The following is a 25,447-nucleotide window of genomic DNA, read 5'->3' as shown; positions in this document are numbered from 1 at the left end:
ACTCCAGAACCGAAGGATATGCAGAAATGAAACCAAGAGTATTCCACGCGTCCCAAGTCATGGTTGGCGGCGAAGCATCGGCTGACGAGCGCCTGATCGTGATGGGCTATGCGGCGCATGGCCGCGACCTCTTCGTCTTCACTGACGGGTGGGTCACCATAGTAACCTCTGATGGGTACTACACGAGCGCGCGTATCGTGAGCATGGAAGAGGCTATCGCGCACGCACTCGCACTTCAGGCGGAAGAGGACTGAAAGGCAAAGGGCGGGCTCTGCTCAGCCCGCCCTTTCTTCATTTCGAGGACGCCCCAGTCGCCCCTACAACACTTTGATGGTAGGCCGAGACGTCCTCTTTCTCAAGAGAGGAGACACTGATGTCGCTAGATACCAGCAATCGCTTCACCCCGGCGCCCACGGATTTCGACGCCGCCGTGTTGCGGAAGGTGCTGACCAGCATCGCGAACTGCAGGGCGTTCCTCTGCTGGCGCGCCGTCCAGCGAGGCGGCAGGCTCGACAAGATGCCCTGCAGCCCCGTCGATGGGTCTATCCCCACCACGGGCAATTCGGCCTCTCAACAGGGCAGGCTGACGCTGGAGGAGGCCATAGAGGCTGCCCAGCGCCTTGGGGTGGGGATCGGTATCGTGCCCGGTCGTGCTGGCGTCGTGGCGATGGACCTCGACGAGGCGCTGTCACTCAGGGGCGTGATGCGGGAAAGTCTCAGCCTGATCGTCGGCGCCCCGGACTGCTACCTCGAACGATCCCCGTCCGGCATCGGCATCCGGGGGCTGCTGCTCGGGACCATCCCGCAGGACATTGGTTCCGGCAACGAGGTCGGATCGGTCGGCTTCTACTACTCGCAGACGAAGTTCGTGACGCTCACGGGGCACCACTACGGCGGGCCGCTGGACATTGTAGAGGCGCAGGGGATCATCGACCGTGGCGCCGAGCGGATGCGGGAGCACGCGGCCTCCAGCGGTGTTGCAGGTCACCTGCTGGGCTACGGAGGTGCCAAAGACGTCGAGATCGCCAAGGAGCACATCCTCTCAGGACTGGCATTGCACGAACCTGCCATGTTTTTGTCGGCCCACTGGGCACGCACTACCAACATGCTTCCCGATGAGATCGAGCAGGAGCTGATGGTGCTGCTGCACAACTCGCAGGCCGAGGAGTCCAGGGTGACAGACCGGATGAAGCAGGTGCCGCGCTGGACCGCGAACGCGGTCAAAAAATTCGGTAACGATTACCAGAAGCAGGACAACAGCCTCGATCAGGACGAGGCGATACACCAGATCAGGCAGGCTGTTCTGCGGATGAAGGCGAAGGCCAAAGAGGCCCAAGCCAAACGCGAGGAGGCCAACGAGGAGGTCATCAAGTCCTTGGAACGGGACCGCGTTGCCGCCTTGAGGATGTTGGAACTGCCCGACACCGACGAAGTCCCGGCGATGACAGATTACACATGGGCAATCGAGGAGGCGCCGAGTCCGTTTACCCGAAAGCTCGCCGAGTTCGCACTGTCGGGGATGAAGCGTGTGACGCCGGGGGGCGCGCTCATGACGGCTCTGTCGGCGTTGTCCATCGCGGCGCGTAACCAGTATGTGGTCATGTCGGGTAACCGTCCGACGCCGCTCAATATGGCGATTGTCGTGGTGGCGGTCAGCGGCGCGGGGAAGTCGCACCTTCTGGGGCTGGCAAAGACCGCCGGGGTGATCTCCGAGACGCCGGGGAGCGGCACATTGGAGTCCCCTCAGGGTATTCATCAGGATTTGCTGAACTCGCTCAGTCCGCAGGTACGCCCCGGACGTCCGTTCTCGATGGATAACCCGGCTCCGGCGCTTCTGCTCGATCTCGATGAATATGGCCTCCTTCTGCAGAACGTGTGCAGCGATAGACCAGACCGAAGGATCAAGGACAGCCTGTCCTATGTCATGCAGGTCTGGCCGGAAGCCTGCGGCAGCTACAGGTTCGGCGGGCGGTCGGACTCCAAGAAGAGCAAGCCGCCGGTTCACTGCCCCTATCTCAATGTGCTGGGTATGACGACGCCGGAGGAACTGGCGCTGACACCAACCATGGTTACCAACGGTTTCGTTACGCGGCACCTGTTCATGTTCGAGGACGACAAGGACCGCTTGCCGTTCCAGCCCGCCGGGCATGACTACGTCGGAAGCCCCGGCATCGAGCTTGCGGAAGGGCTGGATAAAATCGCGACCTCAGGCTGCACACGGGCGCAGCACCGCATGACTAATCTGGGAATGTCGAGCGGAGAGGTGCAAAGCCAGTTCACCGAGATCGGCGTCATCGGTCTTGCCCGGTCAGCCCGGCGGATCGAGTTTCCCCACGAGCTGCGGGTAATGGTGGAAGCCAAAGAGCAGGAACTGTCGCGGGACGAGAACCTGCAAGACCTCGCCGCACGCTACGCGCTGCAGGTAACGAAGATCGCCGGACTGCTCGCGCTCGCGTCGATCACGGAACAACCTCTGGGCGCCCCGCTGCAGATCACCGAGGCTCACGTCACCTATGCGATGCGGCTGGTGGACTCCCTCATGCGGGACTTCGTCGCCCGGCGCGCCCACATTACCCGAGGTGCCACGAGCGCCGCCGCAAGGTCTGAGCTGGCGGCGCGGGAGGCTGTCGCGGAGATCATCCTGAAGCTCGCGCATGACCCGAGTGCCACCAGTGATCAGCGCATCCGACCTCTCGCGGAGCGAGGGTTCATCGCCCCGTGGGTATTGGGGCGGCTGTTACGCAGGCGGTGCGCTGGGCGCGAAATTCGGGCCGCTTTGGACTACTGGATGGCCCAAGGAGTGCTCATGCCCGCCCCGGATGGCGTCTTTGGGCACGGTGACGCCGTGCTCGCGATGATACCGGACGAGGCGTATGAGCAGGTTTACCGCCACTTTTCGGAAATTTCCCAATAGTGGGTAACGGTCTGAGAGCCGGGTAGGTAGGTAAGTAGGTATAGTATGTATATGATATATATACGTTATTTATTACTACCTTCCCTCTCTTACCTCTGGGGTTTCCTACCCGTTACCACGATTACCCACATTACCCACCGAAATCGTACCGTTAGCGCTAAACACACATACATATATAGGGGGATACGGGAAATCTTGCGTAATGAGGGTAAGGAGGCCCGTCAGACCCCCAAAATCGAGGAAATCGGACGGCGTAACGACAGGAGGAAGGCATGAAAGACACCCGGCATCCGGACGATTACCACCGACCGAGCACGGCACACCTCAGACCGTGAGCGACGGCGATCAAAAGGAGAGAACGATGGAAGATCACTACAGCACCACCGCCGAAGAGATGGAGCCTGACATCGCCGACGTTCGGGATGGGCGCTACGTCGGCTACCCTGACGCTCCGGCATCCCTGCAGGACTACCGTCCGCGCGGGTCCGGGTTTTCCTTCGGACCCGACACCCGAACCTTTGACTGCACCATCGGCAGGTTCACGTCCTTCTCGATGCTGCAGCTCTACGACGGGCATCTGTCGCTGGAAGTGTCGGTGCCCGAGTACGGGAAGGTCATCCTGCTGAACGACGTGCCACGCCCCATCCGACGTCCGGATGATGACTCCAGCTTCTATGCCCCTCTCTGCGGACACGAGGCCAACACCTACGTCTCGCTGCTGAAGCACGCCACCGGCCCGGCAGCCATGGCTATCGGCACCGGCCTCACTGACCACCACGTGCTCTACATCGGCTACGGCAGGCCGGACATTCATCCTGATGATCTACGGCTTCTGCGCCCTCTGCTGGCGCTGACCGACTACCAGCTCGGCAAGCGCGGCTTGCGTATCCGCTGGCACGGTATGGCAGAGGACGGCTACTACATCGACTTCGGCAAGTGCTGACCAACCAGCTCCGGAGCGGGGGACTCCCGGTATCCCCCGGCGCAGCGGGGGCGTACCGGGCAGCCCGACGCCATCCCCCCGGCGTCCACCTCGCTGCCCGATCCATCGGCGCCCCGCTCGGGTTCCCTGTCCCCTGCATCAGCAACAGGGGAACGGGGAGCCACACGGCCAGACAGCCCCATATCAGCCGCGCTCATAAGCCCCTCCTGTCCGGGCCACCCCACCACCACCCCATGGACGAGCGATGCGATCTCGCCCCGCTCCGTGGCTCTGCCAGCGCCGAGGCTGCGGGCGGTCCGTCGTTCGCGCATGGCGGGGGGTGGGGATTCCGGGCAGTTGGGGTATCTCGGTACCGCATCTGGGGGCTCGGCGCAGACCTAATACCGGCCAAAACGGTCAGCACTTCTGACCAATTTCCGCACTTCCGGAAGTCCAAACGACCTGCGATCTTGCCCGGAACTTGCCGTTTGTCCTAAGATGACCTCGCCCCGATCCCCTATCTGGAGAGATCAATGCCACGCACCCCACGCAAACCGCCTGCATCCGCCACCCGAACGAAGGGGGAGTCCCCGTCGCTGGCCAAGACACCGGCCCTGCGGGGTGACCGTCCGAGCTGGCCGACCAGTTCGGCCTGTTCGCAGCTCCGGCCAGAGTTCAAACGACTTCGCGACGATCTGCTCACTGCGGCGCACGTCTCACGGGGAACCATCGTCGCCGACATCGGCCTAGCGGATGCCGCCGCCATGGCTGCCCAGACGCAAAGTCAGTGGTTCGCGATCTCGCAGAAGATCATTCAGGAGGGGAACGCGAAGAACACCCCACCGGACATCAAGTCGCTCTCGACGGCATCGAGCCGGGCGGAGGCAGCCGGGCGCAACTACCGCAGTGCCATCGAGGCCTTGGGGCTGAAGGGTGCGGAGTTCGGCGCCGTCCGGGCTCAGAAGGTCAACGCGGTCGCGGGAGTCATCTCTGGCGAAGAAGAATGGGACGACGTATGACCCGCAAGCGTCCTCCTCAGAGCGTCCGGAGGCTCGATGAGGCCCAGCGAGAGGATCGGGAGCGGGAAGCCCTCAGGCGCGTCCAGCAGGAGATCAAGAGGCGCGAGGATGCATCCGAAGGCGACCACTGACACCTTGATCGAAATCATCCTCACCACCCCGGAAGAACTTGTTTTCTGGAACGATCAGCTTTTGGACGACGTGGCCGTAGTTCTTCAGGCCCGCTGCGCCGAACGTGATGATCCCCACATCACCCGTCCCGCCGCGATCCTGAATCTCCTCCGCAGCGCCGCGCTCGCGCATATGAGGAAGGACGGACCCCGGCCACCCGACGTACCCAACGCCCGTGCGTGGCTCAGCGAGTTCTTCCCCGACGTTCCCGACGAGGTCGAAGTCGCGGCTGCCTGTCTGAAGCTGGCCGTAACGACGTCCCCGCGAGCGCGTCGTTCTGTCTGACCCCGGACCCGGCAAGCCGAAAGGTGCCCCCGGCGGCAATCAGCACTCCAAGCCGAAGCAATCTGCTAATGGTGCGAATAGCACCATTAGCAACCACCACGACGCCAAAGACATCCGCCGCATGAGGCGCGCCATCTGTAGATCGCCGAGACTCTGTCTTCCAGAGATCGCCGCCTCTGGCCGGAAGAAGGTCCATGCTTGGCAGGGACGCGTGGAAGCCGAGTTCCTACCTGCCAGTGGTCGGCCAAGTCCGGGGCGCCCGAAGAAAGACAGGCAAGAAATGGGGGATACTATCCCCCATAAACGCGGTAGCACCGGCAGGGCGCCATACATGGCCAAGCTCAAGCGGTCCTCGCCCCCGGCATCCTCGTGTCCGGACTTTTTGCCGATATTCCGGAGCACGTTGCCAAAATTCTGGCAACGTGCGGCGTTTCAGGGCCGAAAAGCGCGGACACCGCGAGAGGGCACCCGTCATAATCTATAATGACAACAATGACTTAGTGACTCACCGGCCCTCCGGATGGTACTCTGCCCCCACGCGGCGAGACCGCGAAGGCCAGAGGAGGCGCGCAGGGTGTTTTCACGTATCATCAGCCCACCCACGATCAGGATCGGCGATGCCGAGATCAGGCTCAGTCGCCGCCTCGCCTCTCAAGTTGCTTTCCATGCCATCGGCGCCACACAGCGCCTCGCCAGTGATCTTCGCACCTGCGAGGTGGGCGTGGTGCTGGCAACCCTCGATGAGGCCCATGGCATCCTCGCATCAGTCGGCAGCGTGATCGACCAGACCGCCACCATCAGGGACGAACTCCTAGCGGTGGACCAGCTCCTGAGCCGTGGCATCCACGAGGGCGCCCCCAGCACCATGTTGACCAGCGCCGAGACCATTTTCTGTCAGTCCACCTGCCTGCGTGCCCTCGCGCCCGACATCGACCTGCCAGACCTCGATGCCTTGGGTGAGCAGGTGCGGGCACTTGCCGCCGCGCTGGCCGATGACCTCGATGTCGCTCGCGGGCGGCTCGACGGGAAGCTCGATGAGGCGGCGCGCCAGTGTACCGCCGTGGCGGCGTCCCGCTCCGACACCCGGCGCAACAGCCGCAAGGCCAAGGCCCCCATCGCGTCGATCCTCGCCTATCCGCATCCCGCCGCGCTGCGAGAGCTGGTGCAGGGCGTTCCCCAGTATCAGCAGCCGGACGCGGCCAAGGCTTATCTCGCCGATCAGCAGGCCAGCATCGACGCGGCGAAGGAACGGCGGCGCCAGACCGAGCGTGACCATCTCACACGCGAGCTGAAGGAGTCTATCTGGGCATGAGCTACGTGACGAAGAAGGAGCTGGAGGCGCAGGGCAATGTGCTCATGGGCGCGGTGACCGAAGTCTTCAAGCGGGAGCGCCGACACACCGACGAACTGCTCGACAAGGTCCAGCGCCAGATTGACGCGCAGAACGTGATCACCGGCGCCGCGAGGATGATCCTCGATGCTAATGTGAAGGCCCTTCACGAAGCCACCTCTGCCTGCATCGAGCGCAAGGCGAAATGCCTCTCTGGCACCGCGCCGGACTGGCTTGGGGAGATGCGTCTATGACCCGGACCCTTTACAGCCACGAGTGCGGCCACGGTATCGCCGGTTCTCTCGCGCTCGCCATGCTGGAGCCCTCGCGCTACCCCGATGCGCTGATCACGATCCACGTCAGCGAGGGCGAGGGATCGAGCATGATCGAGATCGGCCAGCCGGAGGAGAACCGCGACGATCTGCGGCTCTCGCAGAAGGTGGCGAGTCTGTCGGCCATTGGCCCCGTCGCCCAGCACCCCGAGGCGCTGCAGCTCCTGCACAAGGGCGACTGGCCTGCGCTGATCGAGGCTGGTGATCTTTCGGAGCAGGACGTCGCCCTCCTTCGCTCCTCTAACATGCCAGACATCTCGATCAGGTCCGCGAGGATCATTGCCGGGGTACAGGCGGTACGTAAACGTCTCGGCGCCGGTGGCTGGCAGCGCCTCACAAAGGCCTGCAGGGACTGGGACGTCACCCACCTAGGACCGATGAAGCTGGAGACCTTCGCCCCCATACGGGCGATGCAGCAGGCCCTCTCCGAGGGCGACAGGATCGTCACCAAGCTCGTCGAGGGGCCGAGTGCCATCGACCGGATCAAGCAGAAGACAGAGCACGAACGGAGGGTACGCGGATGACCAGAGAAGCAGCGCTCCTAGAGAGCATCTTGATCGGTTTCGACCAGCTCGGCGCGTTGTGGCGTGCCGTCGATAGGGTCGATCCCGGATCGAAGGAGCAATTGATCCTAGAATCTCAGGCCCATGCGACCCTACTGATGATCGTGAAACTAGGGCAGAGGATCGGCCTCGATAAGGACGGCCTGAAGGCCCTCGCAGTGGCGCGCAGGAGGCCACAGTGATCATCTCTGACCTTCAGCGCCGGATCGACGCACTCCAGCCGAGCGTGCCCTACAAGATCAAGCTGAAGCTGGCGAGAGACCGCACGCCGCTGGTGGAGCTGCTGGACGAGGATGGCTTCGTGATCGCCCGGCAGGTGGCCGAGGATTACCTAGACCGACAGGAGGCTGTCCAATGATCCGGCGCGGGGATGCCTTCATAGAGGCCTGCGAAGCTCTCAGCGATGCTTGCGGTGCGATTGTCGAGCGCGTGCCGCCGGGCAGTCGTCAGGAGGTGCGACTGCGGGAGATCGCGGAGGAGCTTAAAGGGCTGGCGGAGGAAGTTGCCTCCGAATGGGCTTCAGGCAGGAGGATGCAATGACTGGCAAGGTTGTCGGCATGATCGTCCCCCTCAATCAGCTCCCGGCCTACGAGCTGGCCGCGGCCCTCCACATGGTCGAGCGCTACCACGCCGACGCGCAGAAAGTTCTGAAGACCCTAGACCAATTCAACGCAGCCGCCCGCCTAGCGGCTGCCCCCATCATAGGAGCGAACCAATGAGCACCCCGAGCTTTCTCTTGCCGAGCCACAGAACCGAAACCGTCCAAGGACACAAATTCCTTATCCGCGAACTGATGGCGAGCGATATGGCTCATATCAGCACCCTCGATCCGAACGAACGGGGCTATGCCATCGTGCAAGCGTCCGTCTCCATGGAGGGCGTGGATTTGGGTGATCCGAGAGAGTGGAAAGCCGCGATCTTCCAGCCGCTGCTGCGCGCCGCCCTCGTGGCAAATGGCATGTCCGCAAACGAGGAGCCGGAGGTGGGAAACGCCCCTCCGCACCCAGAGAGCAAGACGGGCTGACGGAGGTGGAGGTGTGCATCCTGCGCTTGGCCGGAGAAATCGGGATGCTCCCCCGGCAGCTCGCCCAGTCGATCACGTGGCGCGAGATGCTGGGCTTCGCCGCCTTCTGGGAGAGGCAGGCCCGTCAGGCTGACGGCCAGTCCGGCAACATCATGGCCATGGACGGAGGCGCCATGGCCACAGCTCTTACAGGAGGTCCATGATGCCGCAGATCGTGGCGACGTTCCCGGATACGAGTAAAGTCTTCCAGATCAGCGAGCAGATCAACGACGCACGCCGTTACTCGCTGGAGTATACCCGCGCGAGGGTGAACGAGGCGCAGGACCGGGGCGACCTGCCGAAGGACAGTTCCGACCTTAGCATGACCCTTCGGTCCCGTGGTCGCGAGTCCCGCCTCACTCTGGGCAATGTCCGTCTCAATCGCCTCAACATCCCCTACGAGATCATCGTCGAGGGCGAGCGAGCCGACGTGGCGGAGGTGATCAAGGCCGCGCGCTGGGCGCTGGAGCAGCTATGGCGCCGGGCACCGGAAGATACTGGCTACTACCGCGATCACGTCGCACTGATGTTGAATGGCCGCGTCGTGGACGCATCCTCGCTCTCCCCCGACAACGTCGGTCCCGATGACGAGCTATGGGTGACGATCCCCGACACCAGCTACGCCGCGATCATCGAGGCAGGCTTTGCCGAGGGGAAATACGACGAGTCGCCTTACCGGGGACGGCTCAGGAACGGCATCGTCTACCCATTGCTGCACGCGGCAAGGAGTCGCTTCAGTCGGAGCGTTGACATCAGGTTCAGCTACATCGCCTTGGGCATCCGGGCAGGAAGACGGGGTGGGACGGCACCGGTGCTGGAGTTTGCACCCCGAGGTGCCTTCGGTGCGATCAGAGACGCCCGTCCGGGGGACTGGAAGAAGCCCAGAGGTCGAGCCAAGAGGAGGTAACCATGGTCGATCAAGCCCAGAGCCGCTACCAAATTCGAGTTGAAGTCATCGGCGAGCAGGAACTGCTCGACTTCCAGAAAGCCGCCGACAAGATGGGCGCCTCCATCAGGCAGATCAACGGTCAGACCTCTACCTTCAGCAGGGCTGCGGCGAACACGAACAGCAGCCTCAGCAAGCTGGGTTACCAAGCCAGCCAGACCGGGCTTCAGATCGGTGACTTCGTCAGTCAGGTGACGGGCGGGATCGACCCGCTGCGGGCTTTCGGTCAGCAGGCAGCCCAGCTCGCCGGACTGTTCAGAAACCCATGGGTTGCGGTCGGGGTGACCGCCGCCGCCATCGGCGCCACGCTCATTCCGGCGATCCGGGACTACTTCAAGGAAACCAAGACCGCCGAAGAGATCACCGACGGGCTCGCCTCCGCCCTTTCCGATCTGGAATCCGCACTCTCCGCAGCCTCACTGTCGGCGGATGAGCTGACCGAGAAGTATGGTGACATGGCGGATGCCGCCCAGCTCCTCCTGCTGTCGCAGGTGGACCTCCAGCGCATTCGACTGCAGGACTTCATCGCCGACAACGCAGACCAGATCGACGACCTCGCGAGCGCCTACGTTCAGGCAGGGGCAGCGGGTCGCAACCTGCGACCGATCCTGCAGCGGCTGGCGAGTGACTTCAGCCTCACGGCCAGCGAAGCGCAGGCTGTCCGGACTGCGATGACAGAGTGGATCGCCGATCTGCGCAGTGGGGACATTGATCGTGCCGCGACGGCGAATACGCGGCTGCTGGAGACGTTCCATGACTTGGGCGTCCCGATGGAGGACTTGCCCCGCGATCTGCGCGAGATCATCAGTGAACTGAACAAATTCGGTCTCACTGCCCTCGCTGTCGCACCGAAGGTCGATGAAGCTACCAATGCGGTCAACCGGATGAATACGGCAGCGGCGGACTTCAGGCTGCCCGACTTTTCCAGCCCCCTGTTCGACATCGAGGACTGGCTACCCCCGCAGCCGGAGGTAGAGGTGGAAGTGCCGGTGAAGGTCAATCCGAAGCTGGTGGGTGCCGTGGGGGTCAGCGAGTTCCAGCAGCAGGTCGATAGCTTCGTCCAGAGCCTTACGGCCTACGAGACCCCGGCGGAGGCGATCCATCGCCAGATCGACCAGCTCATTGCCGACTGGCAGCGTTACGGCGACAGCGTCGAAGACGCACAACGGGCAGAGGAGCTTTACTATCGTGGTCTCGATCAACTGAACGCCAAGCTGATCGAGCTGGAAACCGAGATGCAGGAACTCGGGCCGGTGGGAGACATGATCGCCGGGGCGTTTACCGATATGTTCAGCGCCATCGCCGACGGCAGCAAGACCGCCGGGGATGCCTTCTCCGACATGCTGGATCGGCTCCTGAAGGAGATGGCCGACTTCCTGATCTCCCAAGCGGTGCAGCAATTCATGCAGGTACTCCTGCAGATGGCCACCGCCGGGGCCAGCGCTGGCTTCAGCGCCACACCGACGCTCACGCCGACCACCACGCTGTCTGACTCCCCCATTGCGACTTTCAGGTCTGCCCCGGCGGTGCCGCAGCGGCTCGGCCTAGCTCGCGTGATGCCGCAGCGCTCCATCCCCATGGCGTCCTCGATGGGGCAGGGCAGCGGCACCACCGTGAACGTCTACAACAACGCCGACGTCAGTGTCCGGGAAGAGAAGAGCGGCGACGGTAAGACGGTCGATCTCTACATCGAGGGGAAGATGAAATCATTGCTCGGCAGCGGTGCCCTCGACCGCACCATGCGCGCGAACTACGGCCTGCGCAGATCAGGCTGAACGAGATCGGGCGGGGCTCGTGACACCCCGCCCGTGCAATGGAACCCAACCGCTAAGAAAGGGTCTGACCATGACCTTACACTCGATTGATCATCCCGTCGATCACGAAGCCTTCACCCGCGAACGGCTCAAGCTCGCCGAGATGCGGGCGCAGGCCTTTGCGAGCACCGGGGACGTGCGGACCTTGCTCATGACGAAGCGCCAGATCGTGGCGATGTGGTTCCTGCCCTATCCCGACCTGATCGCCGACGCGCTCGCTCGCGCCTGATCGGGCATTTTGAAACCCGCCACCGTGGCGGATTTCGCAAAAGCTGGACACGGAAGCCCTTACCGTGTCCACCCAATGGGCTATAATTTTATTTAATATCAATATGTTATGAGGATTGTTCTGGTAGGCCCGGCAGGACTTGAACCCGCAACCAAGGCGTTATGAGCGCCCTGCTCTAACCAATTGAGCTACAGGCCCACCGTTCCGCCTGAGTAGCATCCCGGTTGGGGCGGTCAAGTGGCCTCGTGGCCTGCCGTGGCTCCCGAAGCGGGGCGTGTCTTCGAAGTCTTGCGCAAGGCGGCGCTCCAGCTTGGCCCGTGCAGCAGGGCCGGAGCGGCACTTGCCCGATGTGTCTTATCAGACTTTTGTGCGGGTGGAGGGAGTGCGGGTGGAGGGCCCGCAGGGCGTGTGCCTGATCGGAGGGGAGCTGGCGATGAGCCCGGGAGACGTGATGCGCCTCGCGCGCTACAATCGTTGGCAGAACGAGACCATGTGCGACGCGCTCGCCTCGCTCTCCCCGCAGGCGTTGCAAGTTTTTTGCATTTTCTGCGGTTTGTCACCTTTACCTCACGGGAACGTGCGCTAGCTCATCGCGTGTCATCGTCTTCCGGCGGCCCTCGCGCGGCGGCTGACGCAGTGCAGTCGAGGCTGAAGTGCGCGGAGGCATCCGCGTAGATGGCGTCTGCGAACAAGGGAAGTTCCTCTGGCGACGGCCAGGGTTCATTCCCGAAAAAGCAATCATACAGGCCCGGTCAGCCCGGGCCGCAAAAGACGGAGGGACCCATGTTCAAACGCATCATGGTGCCGGTCGATCTGACACATGCGGATCGGCTTGCGAAGGCGCTGAACGTGGCGGGCGATCTTGCCGCGCACTACGGTGCGCGGTTGATCTATGTGGGGGTCACGGCGTCGACGCCGTCCTCGATCGCGCATACGCCGCACGAATATGGCGAGAAGCTCGCCGCCTTTGCCAAGGCGCAGGGGCTGGCGGCTGGGGTAGAGGCCGAGTCGCATCCGGTCATCAGCCATGATCCGGCCGTGGATCTCGATCCGGCGCTGGTCAAGGCGGTGTCCGAGGTGGATGCGGATCTGGTCGTCATGGCGAGCCACATCCCCGGACTCGCGGACCACTTCTGGCCCTCCAACGGCGGCACCATCGCCTCGCGCGCGGCGGTCTCGGTCATGGTTGTACGCTGATCCGGCGGTCGCAAGGCCCGGTGACACAAGACAAGAACAAGTACTGAAATAAGACAAAGGAGGGTCCACGCGTGAGCGACACACCAGAGTCCACCGACCAGGGGATCCCCGCGCCGGAGGGCGCGGCTGACATCATCGAAACCGATTACGAGATCGGTCAGGACAACTTCGAGGCGCAGATCGGCCCCTTCGGCCTCGACGTCCACAACCCGGTCTTCGCGATCTCCGGGGCCGTGGTCATCGCCTTCGTGTTCTACACGCTGGCACTGCCTGAGCAGGCGGGCTCGATCTTCAGCTGGCTGTTCTCCTTCGCCACGAAGACCTTCGACTGGTTCTTCCTCGGCGCGGCGAACATCTTCGTCATCTTCTGCCTGCTGCTGATCGTCACCCCGGTCGGCTCGGTGCGGCTTGGCGGTGCCGAGGCGACGCCGGATTACGGATACGCGGGCTGGTTCGCCATGCTCTTTGCCGCGGGCATGGGCATCGGCCTGATGTTCTTCGGCGTGCTCGAGCCGGTCTACCACATGGCGGTCAGCTCGCCGCTCGGCGTGCCGTCGCCCTTTGATGCGGACGGCAACCTGATCCCCGAGAACGTGGACGCTGCCAAGGCCATGGGGCTTGCGGCGACGATCTTCCACTGGGGGCTTCACCCCTGGGCGATCTACGCGGTGATGGCGCTGGCGCTGGCGCTCTTCTCCTACAACAAGGGCCTGCCGCTGACCGTGCGCTCGGCCTTCTATCCGCTGCTCGGCGAGCGCGTCTGGGGCTGGTGGGGCCATATCATCGACATTCTGGCGGTCTTCGCGACGCTCTTCGGGCTCGCGACATCGCTCGGCTTCGGCGCGCAGCAGGTGAACGCCGGTCTCAACCACGTCTTCGGTCTGCCGATCGGCGCGACCATGCAGGTGCTGATCATCACCTTCATTACCGCGATCGCTCTGGTCTCGGTGGTGCGCGGCCTCGACGGCGGCGTGAAGGTGCTGTCCGAGATCAACATGGTTCTGGCCGCGGCTCTGCTGATTTTCGTGCTGCTTGTCGGCCCGACGCTGATGATCTTCAGCGACTTCGCCAGCGGTCTCTGGAACTACCTCGTAGACCTCGTGCCGCTGTCGAACCCGGTGGGCCGCGAGGACACCGACTTCGTGCAGGGCTGGACCTCGTTCTACTGGGCGTGGTGGATCAGCTGGTCGCCGTTCGTGGGCATGTTCATCGCCCGCGTCAGCCGCGGCCGCACGGTGCGCGAGTTCGTCATCTGCGTGCTGATCATCCCCAGCCTCGTCTGCGTGCTGTGGATGGCGGTCTTCGGCGGCGTTGCCATCGACCAGGTGCTGAGCGATCCGGCAACAAGCCAGGTGAAGGCCAACGTCATCGACAGCTACAACCCGCCGCTGTCGCTCTTCGCGATGCTCGAGGGTCTGCCGATGTCGTCGATCACCTCGGTGCTGGCGGTGGTGCTGGTCATCGTGTTCTTCGTCACCTCGTCGGACTCCGGCAGCCTCGTGATCGACACGATCACCGCCGGCGGCAAGGTCGACGCCCCGGTGCCGCAGCGCGTATTCTGGGCCTGTTTCGAGGGCGCGGTGGCGATCGTGCTGCTGCTTTCGGCGGGCGGCCTGTCGTCGCTGCAGTCGATGGTGATTTCGACCGGCCTGCCGTTCACGCTGGTGCTTCTGGTGATGTGCATCGCCATCTGGCGCGGCCTGCAGGCCGAGCGCCGGCTCTGAAACGGCGCACTGCGTGATCAAGGCGCGGGCCCCTCGGGGCCCGCGCTTTTTGTATGGTCCGAAGGGTCACACCTCTTCCAGCCCGAAGGCCGGGTGGAACCGCAGCGCGCCCTCGGGCAGATCGGTGCCGAAGGGCAGGGCGAGGATCACCTCGGGCGGGATGCCGTCGAGCAGCAGTTTCGGCGCCTGGCGGAAGCCGAAATGCCCGTAGAACGCCGGGTTGCCGACGAGCACCACGCCGTTGCAATGGGCGGCGCGCAGCTCGGTCAGCGCCGCGCGCATAAGCGCGGTGCCGATGCCCGCCCGCTGCCGCTCGGGCGCGACCGAGATCGGCCCGAGACCATGCCAGCCGTGATGACCGCCAATCTCGACCGGCGAGACCGCCACGTGGCCGAGCAACTGCCCGTCCTCCTCGGCGACCAGTGAGACGGTCAGCGCGCCCGCAGCGCGAAGTCGCTCGACGATCTGGGCCTCGGTGCCATCGGCATGTTCGGCGCTGTCGAAGGCGCGGGTGGTCAGCGCCGAGATCGCCGCGGCTTCCTCGGGTCCTTCGGTTCTGATGTGCATGGGCTCCTCCTCACATGCGGTTGTCGGGGCGGGCCGCGACCAGTCGCCGCCCGCGCTCGGAGATACGATAGGCGCTGCCGGCGCTCGAGGCGATCAGCCGCTTGCGCCTGAGGCGCAGGAACAGCTCGAGCGAGCAGTTCACGAGGATCATGCCATCCCGGGTGATGCAGGTCACCTCGGTGATCCTGCCGCCCTCGCGCAGGTGCGAGATGCGCCCGCCCTGTGCGAGCACGTGCAGAACCCGGTGTTCGGGTTTCGATATGTTCATGGATATTGCCTGATGTGAAAACACAGGCGTGACGAGCACGCCAGAACGGCCCCCTCTTGGAGGCCGGTTCATCGGGGTTTTCAGCGGTTCCGGCACCCGGTCATGCAGACCGGTGCTGGAACCTGATCAGACAAGCTCTGACATCCACGCTCCATAGCTTCCGCAGAACGCCCGCGGTGCTGGTTCAGGTCTAGGACGGGCTGCGCGTTCGCGCAAGCCGGCTGGCCTTGACCCCACCTTGCGGCGGCGCTTTTCTGCGCCGGAACTTCAAGGAGCCTTCAATGCTGGATATCGAGTACACCCGCAGCCAGTTTCCCGCCTTCGCCGAGCCCTCGCTGCAAGGGTTGGCCTTTTTCGAAAACGCCGGGGGGTCCTACACCTGCGGGCCGGTGATCGACCGGCTGACGCGTTTCTACCACGCGCGCAAGATGCAACCCTACGGTCCCTATGCGCCCGCCCGTGACGGCGGTGCCGAGATGGACGAGGCGCGGTCACGCATGGCGGCGCTGCTGGGGGTGGAGACCGACGAACTCAGCTTTGGCCCCTCGACCAGTGCCAATACCTTCGTGCTGGCCAATGCCTTCCGGCAGGTCCTGAAGCCCGGAGACGCCATCGTCGTCACCGACCAGGACCACGAGGCCAACTCCGGCCCCTGGCGGCGGCTGGCGGACGAGGGGATCGAGGTGCGCGAATGGCGCATGGACCCCGAGACCGGGCATCTCGACACCGCCGCGCTGGCAGAACTGCTCGACGAGAAGGTGCGGCTGGTGTGCTTCCCGCATTGCTCGAACGTGGTGGGCGAGATCAACCCGGTGGCGGAGATCTGCGCCATGATCCACGCCGCGGGTGCCTTTGCCTGCGTCGACGGGGTGAGCTACGCGCCGCACGGGTTTCCGGACGTGGAGGCGCTGGGGGCCGACATCTACCTCTTCTCCGCCTACAAGACCTACGGGCCGCACCAGGGGCTGATGGTCATTCGCCGCGCGCTCGGTGAGACGCTGCCGAACCAGGGGCACTACTTCAACGGCGAGACGCTCTACAAGCGCTTCACCCCGGCAGGGCCGGACCATGCGCAGGTCGCTGCCTGCGCCGGCATGGCCGACTACATCGACGCGCAGGCAGCGCACCACGGGGTGGACGCGCGCGGCGTCGCGGCGCTGATGCGGGCGCAGGAGGTGGCGCTGACCAAGCCGCTTCTGGACTATCTCGCCGCGCGCAACTCGGTGCGGTTGCTGGGCACCGCCGATGCCGAGCGACGTGCGCCGACCATCGCGGTCGAACACGCCCGGCCCGGGCTCGAGCTGGCGGTTGCGCTGGCCGAGCATGGGATCATGGCGGGCGGCGGCGATTTCTACGCGGTGCGGGCGTTGCAGGCGCAGGGCGTCGATCCGAAGAAGGGCGTGCTGCGGCTGTCGTTCACCCATTACACATCCGAGGCCGAGGTAAACCGGCTGCTGGAAGCGCTCGACGCGGTCCTCTGACCGCGCGGGAACCGGCTTGTGAGCCTCAGGCGGGATCTGATGTGTGTGATCCGCTGGGCGTTGGGCTGCGTATTTCAGGAACGATGAAGGGCAGGGGTGCGCCTCTGCCCGCGCCGTGCTCCGCGTGGGGCGCGGCGCGCGCGTATTTTTGGAAAGAAGAAGCTGCTTGATCCGGGCGAGTCGTGCATCAGATCGGTGTGGCAGACAGGAGATGCCTTATGAGTGATCAAACCCCCACCATCGTCTGGGTCCGGCGTGACCTGCGGCTGTCGGACCACGCGGCGCTCACGGCGGCGGTGGCGCGGGGCGGCCCGGTGATCCCGGTGTTCCTGCGCGATCACACGGTGGACGCACTGGGGGCGGCGCCGAAATGGCGACTGGAGCGCGGGCTGGCGACCTTCATCGAGGCGCTGGAGGAGAAGGGCGCACGGCTGATCCTGCGGGCAGGCCCGGCTCAGGAGGTGATCCCCGAGCTGGTGCGGCAGACCGGTGCCGGCGCTGTCTACTGGCAGCGCGCCTACGATCCGGCCTCGGTCGAACGGGACACCGAGGTGAAGTCACGCCTGAAGCAGGCGGGGATCGAGGCGGAGAGCTTCGCCGGGCACCTGCTGTTCGAGCCCTGGAGCGTGGAGACCAAGCAGGGCGCCTACTACAAGGTCTACAGCCCGTTCTGGCGCGCGGTGAAGGACCGCGAGGTGCCCGAGCCGGTCGCCGCCCCGTCGGATATCCGGGCGCCAGGGCAGTGGCCGGAGAGCGCGGCACTCGAGGACTGGGCGCTCGGCGCGGCGATGAACCGCGGCGCGGAGGTCCTGGCAAGGCACGTCTCGGCGGGCGAGGCGGCGGCGCAGGCGCGGCTCGGCACCTTCATGCGCGATGGCGTGGCGGATTACGGCGAGATGCGCGACCGGCTCGACGTGGCGGGGACATCTCGGATGTCGGAATACCTCAGCCTCGGCGAGATCAGCCCGGCGCGCTGTTGGCACGCCGGGCTGCGGGCGCAGGCCGAGGGCAAGAAGGGCGCCGGGAAGTTCCTTGCCGAGCTGGCGTGGCGCGAGTTTGCCTATCACCTCATGTGGCACACACCGCATATCCTCGAGGACAACTGGCGCGAGGAATGGCGCGCTTTTCCCTGGAAGGAGGACCGCCGCCTGCGCGAGGTGCGGCTCTGGGAGCAGGCGCGGACCGGTATGGAGGTCGTCGATGCGGCGCTGCGCGAGATGTATGTCACGGGCTACATGCACAACCGCGCCCGGATGATCGTCGCGAGCTACCTGACCAAGCACCTGATGGTGCATTGGCGCATCGGGCAGGCCTGGTTCGACGATTGCCTCGTGGACTGGGACCCGGCGGCCAATGCCATGGGTTGGCAGTGGGTGGCCGGCTGCGGCCCCGATGCCGCGCCCTATTTCCGCGTCTTCAACCCCGAGACCCAGGCCGAGAAGTTCGACCCCAAGGGGGCCTACCGGCGCAAGTGGATCGCCGAGGGGCAGGCGCGGCCGCCGCAGACGGCGCTCGACTATTTCGACGCGGTGCCGCGCAGCTGGGGATTGGTGCGCTCGGAGCCCTACCCGGAGCCGGTTGTTTCGGCCAAGGAGGGGCGCGAGGCTGCGCTTGCCGCCTATGAGGACCGGGATTTCTGAGCCGCGGGCAGCGTAACGCCGCCTTGCGCGGCGCTTTCTGGCCAGACTGATGCATCGCAATGACGTTGCCGCCGCTTGTGTCTTCGGCACCTTGCATCCGGTTCGCGGGCGACGTTAGCTGGCGGTTAACAGTTGGTTAGTGTTCGGGGAGGAACCTGATGACCACCGCTGCGCGCCTCGTGGCTGCCCTCTGCCTCGCCGGACTTGCCCTGATCGGGTCGCGGTACATCATGACGTCGATCATGCCGGACACCACGGTGTTCGGCTATTTCCTGTGGGTAAACATTGTTCTCGGACTGGTGGCCGGATGGCGAATCCTCGGCTCGCGGGTCGGCCGCGGCATGGCGAATGGCATCTCCGCCGGGATCACCGCCACGGCCGCGCTGGTGTTCTGGGGGGTGACGGCTCAGGCGATCAACGAGATGCTTCGTCTGGCGCTCCGTCACCGCTACGGCAGCCCGATGGAGGCGGTGATCGCAGTTTTCCAACTCTTCCTTGATTTCGGCGCGCATCTGCTCGACGGAGGGTTCATCGGCCTGATGGTGGTCGGAGCGGTGCTGTCCGGCATGTTGGCGGAGGTGGTGTCGCGCAACTGGAGATGAGTCCCATGAAGGTTTTCCTGTCCGGCACGCTGTCGCATTCCGCGCTGCTGGAGGTGGTGCTGGGCCACCGGGTCAGCGCGGTGCCGGCGCGTCTACCGGGGCATGTGGTACTCGATCCCGAAGGCGGGGCGGACCGGCTGACCGCATTGCGCCCGGCGCCATCGGAAGAGGCGATGGGCCTGCTCCTCGAGGCCAGCGAGTCCGATGTCGAGCGACTGTGCTATTTCGCCGGATGGCGGCCCGAGGAGTTCTCGCAGGTTGCGCTGCCGGGAGAGGCTGCGCCGGTGCGGGCCCGGATCGACGCCGCCGCCGAAGGCGCGCGCTGGGATGCCTCTGCGTGGATGGCCGAAGGCGCGGAGTTGGGCTGCGAGATCGCCCGGGAAATCATGCGTGGCCATGGCCGGCGTCCCGCCGAGGTGGTTCGGCAGATTCGGCCCTATCTGGCGGCGCGGGCCTGGTCGCGGCAGCTCGCGGCCCGTGAGACGCCTTGCGCGCTGCGCTCGGACCGCACGCGCCAGGAGGCGGTGCGGATTCTCGAGGAACGCCCGGCGCACGATGGGTTCTTCCGGATGCGCGATTTCACGCTGCAGCACGAACGTTTCGATGGCACCATGTCAGAGGTGATCAAGCGTGAGGGCTTCTGCGCCTACGACGCGGCCCTGGTATTGCCCTATGACCCCGAGCGCGACCTTGTGCTGCTCATCGAACAGATGCGCTACGGCCCCATCCTGCGCGAGGACCGCCACCCTTGGGTGCTCGAGCCGGTGGCCGGGCTGGTAGATGCGGGCGAGAGCCCCGAGGCCTGTGCCCGCCGGGAGGCGGTCGAGGAGGCCGGGCTGCACCTGACCACCCTCGAGCCCATGGTGAAGGTCTATGCCTCGCCCGGCTACACCAGCGAGTTCTTCCACTGCTTCCTGGGGCTCTGCGATCTTGGCGATCACGGCGGCGGGCTGGGCGGGCTCGACAGCGAGGACGAGGACATCCGCAGCCACGTGCTGCCCTTCGACGAGGCCATGGCGCTGGTCGAAAGCGGTGAGGTGAATGCCGGGCCGCTGGCGATGATGCTGCTGTGGCTGGCACGTGCGCGTGAGCGGCTCCGTTCGGCGGCTTGAGTTCACCCGGCGTCCGCCCTACACCTGACCTCCAACGAAGGAACGAAGTGGAGAGACCCATGCGCGTGGCACAGGATCTGGCGCAGGCCGTCGGGCATACCCCGATGATCCGGCTGAAGAAGGCCAGCGAGATGACGGGGTGCGAGATCCTCGCCAAGGCCGAGTTCATGAACCCGGGCCAGTCGGTGAAGGACCGCGCGGCGCTGTTCATCATCAAGGACGCGATGGAGAAGGGTCTGCTGGAACCCGGCGGCACCATCGTCGAGGGCACCGCGGGCAACACCGGCATCGGTCTCGCGCTGGTCGGCGCATCCATGGGCTTCCGCACGGTGATCGTGATTCCCGAGACCCAGTCTCAGGAAAAGAAGGACATGATCCGTCTCGCCGGTGCCGAGCTGGTGCAGGTCCCGGCGGCGCCCTACCGCAACCCCAACAACTACGTGCGCTACTCGGGCCGTCTGGCCGAGCAGCTGGCGAAAACCGAGAAGCACGGCGCGATCTGGGCCAACCAGTTCGACAACGTCGCCAACCGGCAGGCCCACGTGGAAACCACCGGCCCCGAGATCTGGGAACAGACCGGCGGCAAGGTCGATGGCTTCATCTGCGCGGTGGGCTCGGGCGGCACGCTGGCCGGTGTTGCGGGCGCGCTGCAGCCGAAGGGTGTGAAGATCGGCCTCGCCGATCCGATGGGCGCGGCGCTTTACAACTACTACAAGCACGGCGAGCTGAAGTCCGAGGGCGACTCGATCACCGAGGGGATCGGCCAGGGGCGGATCACCGCCAACCTCGAGGGTTTCACCCCCGATTTCGCCTACCAGGTGCCCGATGCCGAGGCGCTGCCGGTGGTCTTCGACCTGCTCTCCGAGGAAGGTCTCTGCGTCGGCGGCTCGTCGGGCATCAACGTGGCGGGCGCGATCCGCATGGCCAAGGAGATGGGCCCGGGTCACACCATCGTCACCGTGCTCTGCGACTACGGCACGCGCTACCAGTCCAAGCTGTTCAACCCGAGTTTCCTGCGCTCGCGTGACCTGCCGGTGCCGAACTGGCTCGACCGCTCGCCCGCTTCGATCCCCGGCGTCTTCGAGGACGTATGATTGCCCTGATCCGGCGCCTTCTTGCCGCCTGCGCAGTGACGATCCTCTGCGCGACCCTTGCGGTCGCGCAGGCCCAGGACATCGACTATGAGACCTGGGGGACGCTCGCGAAGCAGGCCGACGGGCTGCTCGACGGCGAAGACGTTACCGTCAAGCAATACGAGGACCTGCGCAGCGACATCGCAGGGTGGCGCGACAGCTTCCTGCGGGCCGAAAGCACCAACGCGTCGCGGATCGAAACGCTGCAGCAGCAGCTCGATACGCTCGGTCCGGCGCCTGCCGAAGGCGAGTCCGAGGCCGAGGATATCGCGCAGCGCCGCGCCGACCTCACCGAACAGCTCTCGAATGCCCAGGCCCCGGTGCGCCGTGCACAGGAGGCCTTTACCCAGGCCAACGGGCTGATCGGCGAAATCGACACGAAGATCCGCGAGATGCAGACCAGCCGTCTGCTCACGCTGGGACCTTCGCCGCTGAACTGGCAGCTCTGGGGGCCCGCGGCGAATGACGTGGCTGCTGCCGGCGAGTCGCTGGTTCAGGAGGTCCGCGACAACGTGGCCTCCGAAAACCAGCGTGCCGCTGCGCGCGAGAACCTGCCGATCATTATCCTTCTCGTCGGGCTCTCGGCGCTCCTGGTGATCCGGGGGCCAAGCTGGGTGCGGCGGATCGAGGAATGGCTGCGCCGCCGGACCCGTCGCGGCACCGGCGTTTGGCGGTTCCTGGCCTCGCTGGGCTCGATCGTCGTGCCGCTTGGCGGCCTCATCCTGCTGGTGGTGGCGGCGACCATCTCCGGCCTGCCGGGCACCAACCTCACGGTGGTGATGTACTCGGTGCCGATCTGGGGGCTGGTGCTGCTCTACATCCGCTGGCTTGCCGGCGAGAGCTTCAACAGCGACGATGACATTGCCACCATGCCGCTGCCGAACTGGCAGCGCACCGAGGCCTGGCTCTATTCGTCGGTGCTGGCGCTGCTCTTCGTGCTGCGCGGCATGGGGCAGACGCTGTCGCAGATCTTCGAGTTCTCGGACGAGACCAACGCGGTTCTCGACTTCCCGCTGATCGTGCTTTCGGCGCTGATGCTGTTCCGTCTCGGCTATATCCTGTCGGGGCTGAGCCACGAGGAGCCCGAGGAGGGAGAGGGCACGCTGCTCGAGGGCTCGACCTTCCGCATGCAACTGGCGCGGATGATCGGGCGGCTGGCCATGCTGCTGGCGCTCTTTGGTCCGATCATGGCGGCGGTGGGCTACCACCGCGTCGGACAGGGCATGGTGTTCCCGGCGGTGCAGTCCCTGTCGCTGCTGGCGCTGGTGCTGGTGCTGCAGCGCTTCATCAAGGATCTCTACGCGCTGATCACCCGCAAGGACCCCGACGACAGCCTGATCACCGTGCTGGCCGGGGTCGTGCTGATCCTTCTGGCGCTGCCGATGCTGGCGTTGATCTGGGGCGCGCGGGTTGCCGACCTGACTGAACTCTGGGCGCGCTTCCAGGAAGGCTTCCTGCTGGGCGATGCGCGGATCTCGCCGACCAGTTTCCTGACCATGCTGGTGGTCTTCGCCGTCGGCTACGGCGTCACGCGATTGTTGCAGAGCGGGCTGCGCAGCTCGATTCTGCCCAAGACCAAGCTCGACATCGGCGGACAGAACGCGGTGATCTCGGGCCTCGGCTACGCCGGGGTCATGCTGGCGGCGGTCATGGCGATCACCGCTGCGGGGATCAACCTCACCGCGCTCGGCTACGTCATCTCGGCGCTCTCGGTCGGGATCGGTTTCGGCCTGCAGAACATCGTGCAGAACTTCGTGTCGGGGATCATCCTGCTGATCGAACGGCCGATCAGCCAGGGCGACTGGATCGAGGTCGGCCCGAACATGGGCATCGTCAAGGACATCTCGGTGCGTGCAACGCGGATCGAGACCTTCGACCGCACCGACGTGATCGTGCCGAACTCCGATTTCATCTCGGGGACGGTGACCAACTTCACCCGGGGCAATGTCATCGGCCGGGTCTTCACCACCGTCGGCGTCGCCTACGGCTCGGACACGCGCAAGGTCGAGGAGATCCTTCTGCGGATCGTGCGCGAGCATGACATGGTGCTGCTCAACCCCGAACCTTCGGTTGTCTTTGCCCGCTTCGGGGCGGACTCGCTGGAATTCGAGATCCGTGCCATCGTCCGGGACGTGAACCAGAAGGTGAAAATCCTGTCGGACTTCAACCACGAGATCAACGCGCGCTTCGTGGCCGAAGGGATCGAGGTGCCCTTTGCGCAGCGTGACATCTGGCTGCGCAACCCCGAAAGCCTGTATCCGCCTCAGCAGAAGCGGCAGGACAGCGATGCGGAGCGGGGCTCCGACCAAGAATTCAAGGCGTCCGGCGCGCAGAACAAGACAACCGATGGCGGAGGCGAGGCCTTTCCGACCGTCGGTCCGGAAGACGAGTAGGAGAGTGAGTTGACGGAACGCCTGTTCCTTGAGGATGCCTATCGCCGCGAGGCGCCGGGCGAGGTCCTGGCCCTCACCGAAGAGGGTGGCATCGTGCTCGATGCCTCGCTCTTTTATGCCACCAGCGGCGGCCAGCCCGGTGACAGCGGCCGGCTGCGCTGGCCCGGCGGCGAGATCGAGATCGCGACGGCGGTGAAGGGCGAGGGCGAGACGATCGTGCTGGTCCCGGCCGAGCCCAAGCCGCTGCCCTATGTCGGTGCCAAGGTCACGCAGCTGATCGACTGGGAGCGCCGCCACAAGCACATGCGCGTGCACACGGCGCTGCACCTGCTGTCGGTCGCCCTGCCGTTGCCGGTTACCGGCGGGCAGATCAGCGCCGCCAAGGGCAGGCTGGATTTCCTCATGCCCGAATCGCCCGAGGACCGCGAGGCGCTGGAGGCGATGCTGAACGATTTCGTCGCGCAGGACCTGCCGGTGTCGGAGAGCTGGATCACCGAGGCCGAGCTCGATGCCAACCCCGAGCTGGTGAAGACCATGAGCGTGCAGCCGCCGCGCGGAGCCGGGCGGATCCGGCTGGTGCGGATCGGCGAAGGCGGGGCCCAGATCGACTTGCAGCCCTGCGGTGGCACCCATGTGGCGCGCACCGGCGAGATCGGCGAGCTGCGGCTCGGCAAGATCGAGAACAAGGGCAAGCAGAACCGGCGGGTCAACCTTCTGGTCGGCTGACCCCGGCGTCACGCCCGCACGGCAAAGGCTGGCGCGGGCGGAGGATCAGGAGAGAGGGGGCTTTGCCCCCTCGGCGCTGCGCGCCTCACCCCCAGCGTATTTGGAAAGAGAAGAAGCCGCGGGCGTGCGGGCGGCGCGGCGGCGTGTGCTGAGGATGTAAAGCGCGAGGCTGGCGACCACGAGGCCACCGCCGAGCAGCATGCGCGGGGTCGGAGCTTCGTCGAGGAAGGCCCAGACCCAGACCGGGCCGAGCACCGTTTCCAGCAGCATCAGCAGGCTGACATTGGCCGCCGCCGTATGGCGCGAGGCCGAGCTAAGGCAGAAGAAGGACACCGGCAGGATCACCACGCCGGTGGCGAGGATCGGCAGCACGTGGCCTTCGGTCAGCGCGCCCGCCGGGACCAGGGCCAGCCCGCAGACCCCCGCGATCAGCGCCCCGGTGCCCATGGCCGGCATCAGCGGCAGGGCCGGGGCATGGCGCAGGGTGACGAAGCTGAGCCCGAGGGTGAGCGCCACGCCGAAGCCGCAGAGCGCGCCCGCGATGGCGCCGGGGCTGGCCGCGAGGTCGCCCTTGCCGCTCACCGCCAGACCGATGCCGAACAGCACCGCGGCCATGGTGATCCAGGTGGCGCGGCTGGTGGGCTCGCCATAGAGCAGCCGTGACAGCACCGCGGCGCAGACCGGCATGGTCGCCACCGCCAGCAGCACCACCGCCACCGGGGCGACAGCGATGCCGAGCGAGAAGAGCGCGGCATTGGCGCTCTGGCAGGCAATCACCGTGAGGCCCGGACGGGTCAGCAGCAGCTGAAGGTTGCGCGGTCCGCGCGCGGTGGCGAGGAAGATCGCCCAGAACATCGCCCCCAGCGCCAGCGCGCGCCAGACCAGCATCGACAGGCCTTCCATCCCGGAAAGGCGCATGAGCAGCGTGTCGGGCGTCAGGACCATGGCGCCCAGGGCGGCGAGCCCCAGGCCGTAGTAGGGATGTTTCTGCATGCGGGCCTTCGGAAATCGTGCCG

The 25,447-nt window shown here is 65.4% G+C and carries 29 protein-coding genes and 1 tRNA gene; 26 read left to right on the top strand and 4 right to left on the bottom strand.

Annotated elements, in window-relative coordinates:
• Positions 1-26 precede the first annotated feature (26 nt).
• From BM397_RS03320 to BM397_RS03240, 17 genes are all read left to right on the top strand, one after another.
• Positions 27-254 (top strand): hypothetical protein, encoded by a 228-nt coding sequence (locus BM397_RS03320; RefSeq protein WP_092421754.1) that lies wholly within the window; start codon positions 27-29, stop codon positions 252-254.
• A gap of 119 nt (positions 255-373) precedes the next feature.
• A complete protein-coding gene (locus BM397_RS03315) occupies positions 374-2,914 on the top strand; it encodes a DUF3987 domain-containing protein (protein WP_092421751.1) in 2,541 nt (846 codons plus the stop codon).
• A 361-nt stretch (positions 2,915-3,275) separates the two neighbouring features.
• A complete protein-coding gene (locus BM397_RS03310) occupies positions 3,276-3,857 on the top strand; it encodes a hypothetical protein (protein ID WP_092421748.1) in 582 nt (193 codons plus the stop codon).
• A gap of 512 nt (positions 3,858-4,369) precedes the next feature.
• Positions 4,370-4,855: a hypothetical protein gene (locus BM397_RS28875; protein ID WP_092421745.1), complete on the top strand. Its 486-nt coding sequence runs from the start codon at positions 4,370-4,372 to the stop codon at positions 4,853-4,855.
• 108 nt (positions 4,856-4,963) lie between these two features.
• Positions 4,964-5,311, top strand: a complete 348-nt coding sequence (locus BM397_RS03300) for a hypothetical protein (protein ID WP_092421742.1) — start codon at positions 4,964-4,966, stop codon at positions 5,309-5,311.
• Positions 5,312-5,885: 574 nt separating this feature from the next.
• Complete coding sequence (locus tag BM397_RS03295; protein WP_092421739.1) at positions 5,886-6,623, top strand: hypothetical protein; 738 nt, start codon at positions 5,886-5,888, stop codon at positions 6,621-6,623.
• Positions 6,620-6,895: a hypothetical protein gene (locus BM397_RS03290; RefSeq protein WP_092421736.1), complete on the top strand. Its 276-nt coding sequence runs from the start codon at positions 6,620-6,622 to the stop codon at positions 6,893-6,895. The genes BM397_RS03295 and BM397_RS03290 overlap by 4 nt, the downstream gene beginning before the upstream one ends.
• Complete coding sequence (locus tag BM397_RS03285) at positions 6,892-7,497, top strand: hypothetical protein (RefSeq protein ID WP_092421733.1); 606 nt, start codon at positions 6,892-6,894, stop codon at positions 7,495-7,497. The genes BM397_RS03290 and BM397_RS03285 overlap by 4 nt, the downstream gene beginning before the upstream one ends.
• A 29-nt stretch (positions 7,498-7,526) precedes the next feature.
• Positions 7,527-7,718 (top strand): hypothetical protein, encoded by a 192-nt coding sequence (locus tag BM397_RS03280; protein ID WP_143187053.1) that lies wholly within the window; start codon positions 7,527-7,529, stop codon positions 7,716-7,718.
• A complete protein-coding gene (locus tag BM397_RS03275) occupies positions 7,715-7,894 on the top strand; it encodes a hypothetical protein (RefSeq protein ID WP_092421727.1) in 180 nt (59 codons plus the stop codon). Before BM397_RS03280 ends, BM397_RS03275 begins: the two co-directional genes overlap by 4 nt.
• Positions 7,891-8,076, top strand: coding sequence for a hypothetical protein (locus BM397_RS03270; protein ID WP_092421724.1), 186 nt, complete (start codon positions 7,891-7,893; stop codon positions 8,074-8,076). Before BM397_RS03275 ends, BM397_RS03270 begins: the two co-directional genes overlap by 4 nt.
• Positions 8,073-8,255 (top strand): hypothetical protein, encoded by a 183-nt coding sequence (locus BM397_RS03265; protein WP_092421721.1) that lies wholly within the window; start codon positions 8,073-8,075, stop codon positions 8,253-8,255. The genes BM397_RS03270 and BM397_RS03265 overlap by 4 nt, the downstream gene beginning before the upstream one ends.
• Positions 8,252-8,560: a hypothetical protein gene (locus tag BM397_RS03260; RefSeq protein ID WP_092421717.1), complete on the top strand. Its 309-nt coding sequence runs from the start codon at positions 8,252-8,254 to the stop codon at positions 8,558-8,560. The genes BM397_RS03265 and BM397_RS03260 overlap by 4 nt, the downstream gene beginning before the upstream one ends.
• Before the next feature lie 44 nt (positions 8,561-8,604).
• Positions 8,605-8,763: a hypothetical protein gene (locus BM397_RS29215; protein WP_176806527.1), complete on the top strand. Its 159-nt coding sequence runs from the start codon at positions 8,605-8,607 to the stop codon at positions 8,761-8,763.
• Entirely contained in the window at positions 8,763-9,506 is a 744-nt protein-coding gene (locus tag BM397_RS03250; RefSeq protein ID WP_092421714.1) for a hypothetical protein, read from the top strand. The genes BM397_RS29215 and BM397_RS03250 overlap by 1 nt, the downstream gene beginning before the upstream one ends.
• Positions 9,507-9,508: 2 nt before the next feature.
• Positions 9,509-11,320, top strand: coding sequence for a coiled-coil domain-containing protein (locus BM397_RS03245; RefSeq protein ID WP_092421711.1), 1,812 nt, complete (start codon positions 9,509-9,511; stop codon positions 11,318-11,320).
• 70 nt (positions 11,321-11,390) lie between these two features.
• Entirely contained in the window at positions 11,391-11,588 is a 198-nt protein-coding gene (locus BM397_RS03240) for a hypothetical protein (RefSeq protein WP_092421708.1), read from the top strand.
• Positions 11,589-11,709: 121 nt separating this feature from the next.
• Here BM397_RS03240 and BM397_RS03235 read toward each other — a convergent pair.
• Positions 11,710-11,786 (bottom strand) — tRNA-Ile (locus BM397_RS03235).
• 585 nt (positions 11,787-12,371) lie between these two features.
• Between BM397_RS03235 and BM397_RS03225 the strand changes: the two genes are divergently transcribed.
• Both BM397_RS03225 and BM397_RS03220 read left to right on the top strand, forming a co-directional pair.
• The gene (locus tag BM397_RS03225) at positions 12,372-12,785 is read left to right on the top strand and encodes a universal stress protein (protein WP_092421703.1); all 414 of its coding nucleotides are present in this window, start codon (positions 12,372-12,374) and stop codon (positions 12,783-12,785) included.
• Between the two features lie 71 nt (positions 12,786-12,856).
• On the top strand, positions 12,857-14,509 hold the full coding sequence (locus BM397_RS03220) for a BCCT family transporter (protein WP_092421700.1): 1,653 nt from the start codon (positions 12,857-12,859) through the stop codon (positions 14,507-14,509).
• Between the two features lie 66 nt (positions 14,510-14,575).
• On the opposite strand, the gene BM397_RS03215 is transcribed toward BM397_RS03220, so the two are convergent.
• Both BM397_RS03215 and BM397_RS03210 read right to left on the bottom strand, forming a co-directional pair.
• A complete protein-coding gene (locus BM397_RS03215) occupies positions 14,576-15,076 on the bottom strand; it encodes a GNAT family N-acetyltransferase (protein WP_092421697.1) in 501 nt (166 codons plus the stop codon).
• A gap of 10 nt (positions 15,077-15,086) precedes the next feature.
• On the bottom strand, positions 15,087-15,344 hold the full coding sequence (locus BM397_RS03210) for a YjhX family toxin (RefSeq protein WP_092421694.1): 258 nt from the start codon (positions 15,342-15,344) through the stop codon (positions 15,087-15,089).
• Positions 15,345-15,625: 281 nt separating this feature from the next.
• On the opposite strand from BM397_RS03210, the gene BM397_RS03205 reads away from it, so the two are divergent.
• From BM397_RS03205 to BM397_RS03175, 7 genes are all read left to right on the top strand, one after another.
• Entirely contained in the window at positions 15,626-16,825 is a 1,200-nt protein-coding gene (locus BM397_RS03205; protein ID WP_092421691.1) for an aminotransferase class V-fold PLP-dependent enzyme, read from the top strand.
• 218 nt (positions 16,826-17,043) lie between these two features.
• Complete coding sequence (locus tag BM397_RS03200; protein WP_092421688.1) at positions 17,044-18,465, top strand: cryptochrome/photolyase family protein; 1,422 nt, start codon at positions 17,044-17,046, stop codon at positions 18,463-18,465.
• Between the two features lie 158 nt (positions 18,466-18,623).
• On the top strand, positions 18,624-19,067 hold the full coding sequence (locus BM397_RS03195; protein WP_092421685.1) for a TrgA family protein: 444 nt from the start codon (positions 18,624-18,626) through the stop codon (positions 19,065-19,067).
• A 5-nt stretch (positions 19,068-19,072) separates the two neighbouring features.
• Positions 19,073-20,179 carry an NUDIX domain-containing protein gene (locus BM397_RS03190; RefSeq protein WP_245696002.1) on the top strand — a complete coding sequence of 369 codons (1,107 nt, stop codon included), beginning with the start codon at positions 19,073-19,075 and terminating at the stop codon, positions 20,177-20,179.
• Between the two features lie 59 nt (positions 20,180-20,238).
• The gene (locus BM397_RS03185) at positions 20,239-21,273 is read left to right on the top strand and encodes a cysteine synthase A (RefSeq protein ID WP_092421679.1); all 1,035 of its coding nucleotides are present in this window, start codon (positions 20,239-20,241) and stop codon (positions 21,271-21,273) included.
• Positions 21,270-23,705 carry a DUF3772 domain-containing protein gene (locus tag BM397_RS03180; RefSeq protein WP_092421676.1) on the top strand — a complete coding sequence of 812 codons (2,436 nt, stop codon included), beginning with the start codon at positions 21,270-21,272 and terminating at the stop codon, positions 23,703-23,705. The genes BM397_RS03185 and BM397_RS03180 overlap by 4 nt, the downstream gene beginning before the upstream one ends.
• Positions 23,706-23,714: 9 nt before the next feature.
• Entirely contained in the window at positions 23,715-24,431 is a 717-nt protein-coding gene (locus BM397_RS03175; protein ID WP_092421673.1) for an alanyl-tRNA editing protein, read from the top strand.
• A 45-nt stretch (positions 24,432-24,476) separates the two neighbouring features.
• On the opposite strand, the gene BM397_RS03170 is transcribed toward BM397_RS03175, so the two are convergent.
• On the bottom strand, positions 24,477-25,424 hold the full coding sequence (locus tag BM397_RS03170) for a DMT family transporter (protein ID WP_092421670.1): 948 nt from the start codon (positions 25,422-25,424) through the stop codon (positions 24,477-24,479).
• Between the last annotated feature and the right edge of the window lie 23 nt (positions 25,425-25,447).

Origin of the sequence: Alloyangia pacifica, from assembly GCF_900116195.1 — a bacterium.
Taxonomy (GTDB): Bacteria; Pseudomonadota; Alphaproteobacteria; order Rhodobacterales; family Rhodobacteraceae; genus Salipiger; species Salipiger pacificus.
Note: the sequence above shows the minus strand (reverse complement) of the source record. Positions and strands in the feature narration are given on the sequence as shown.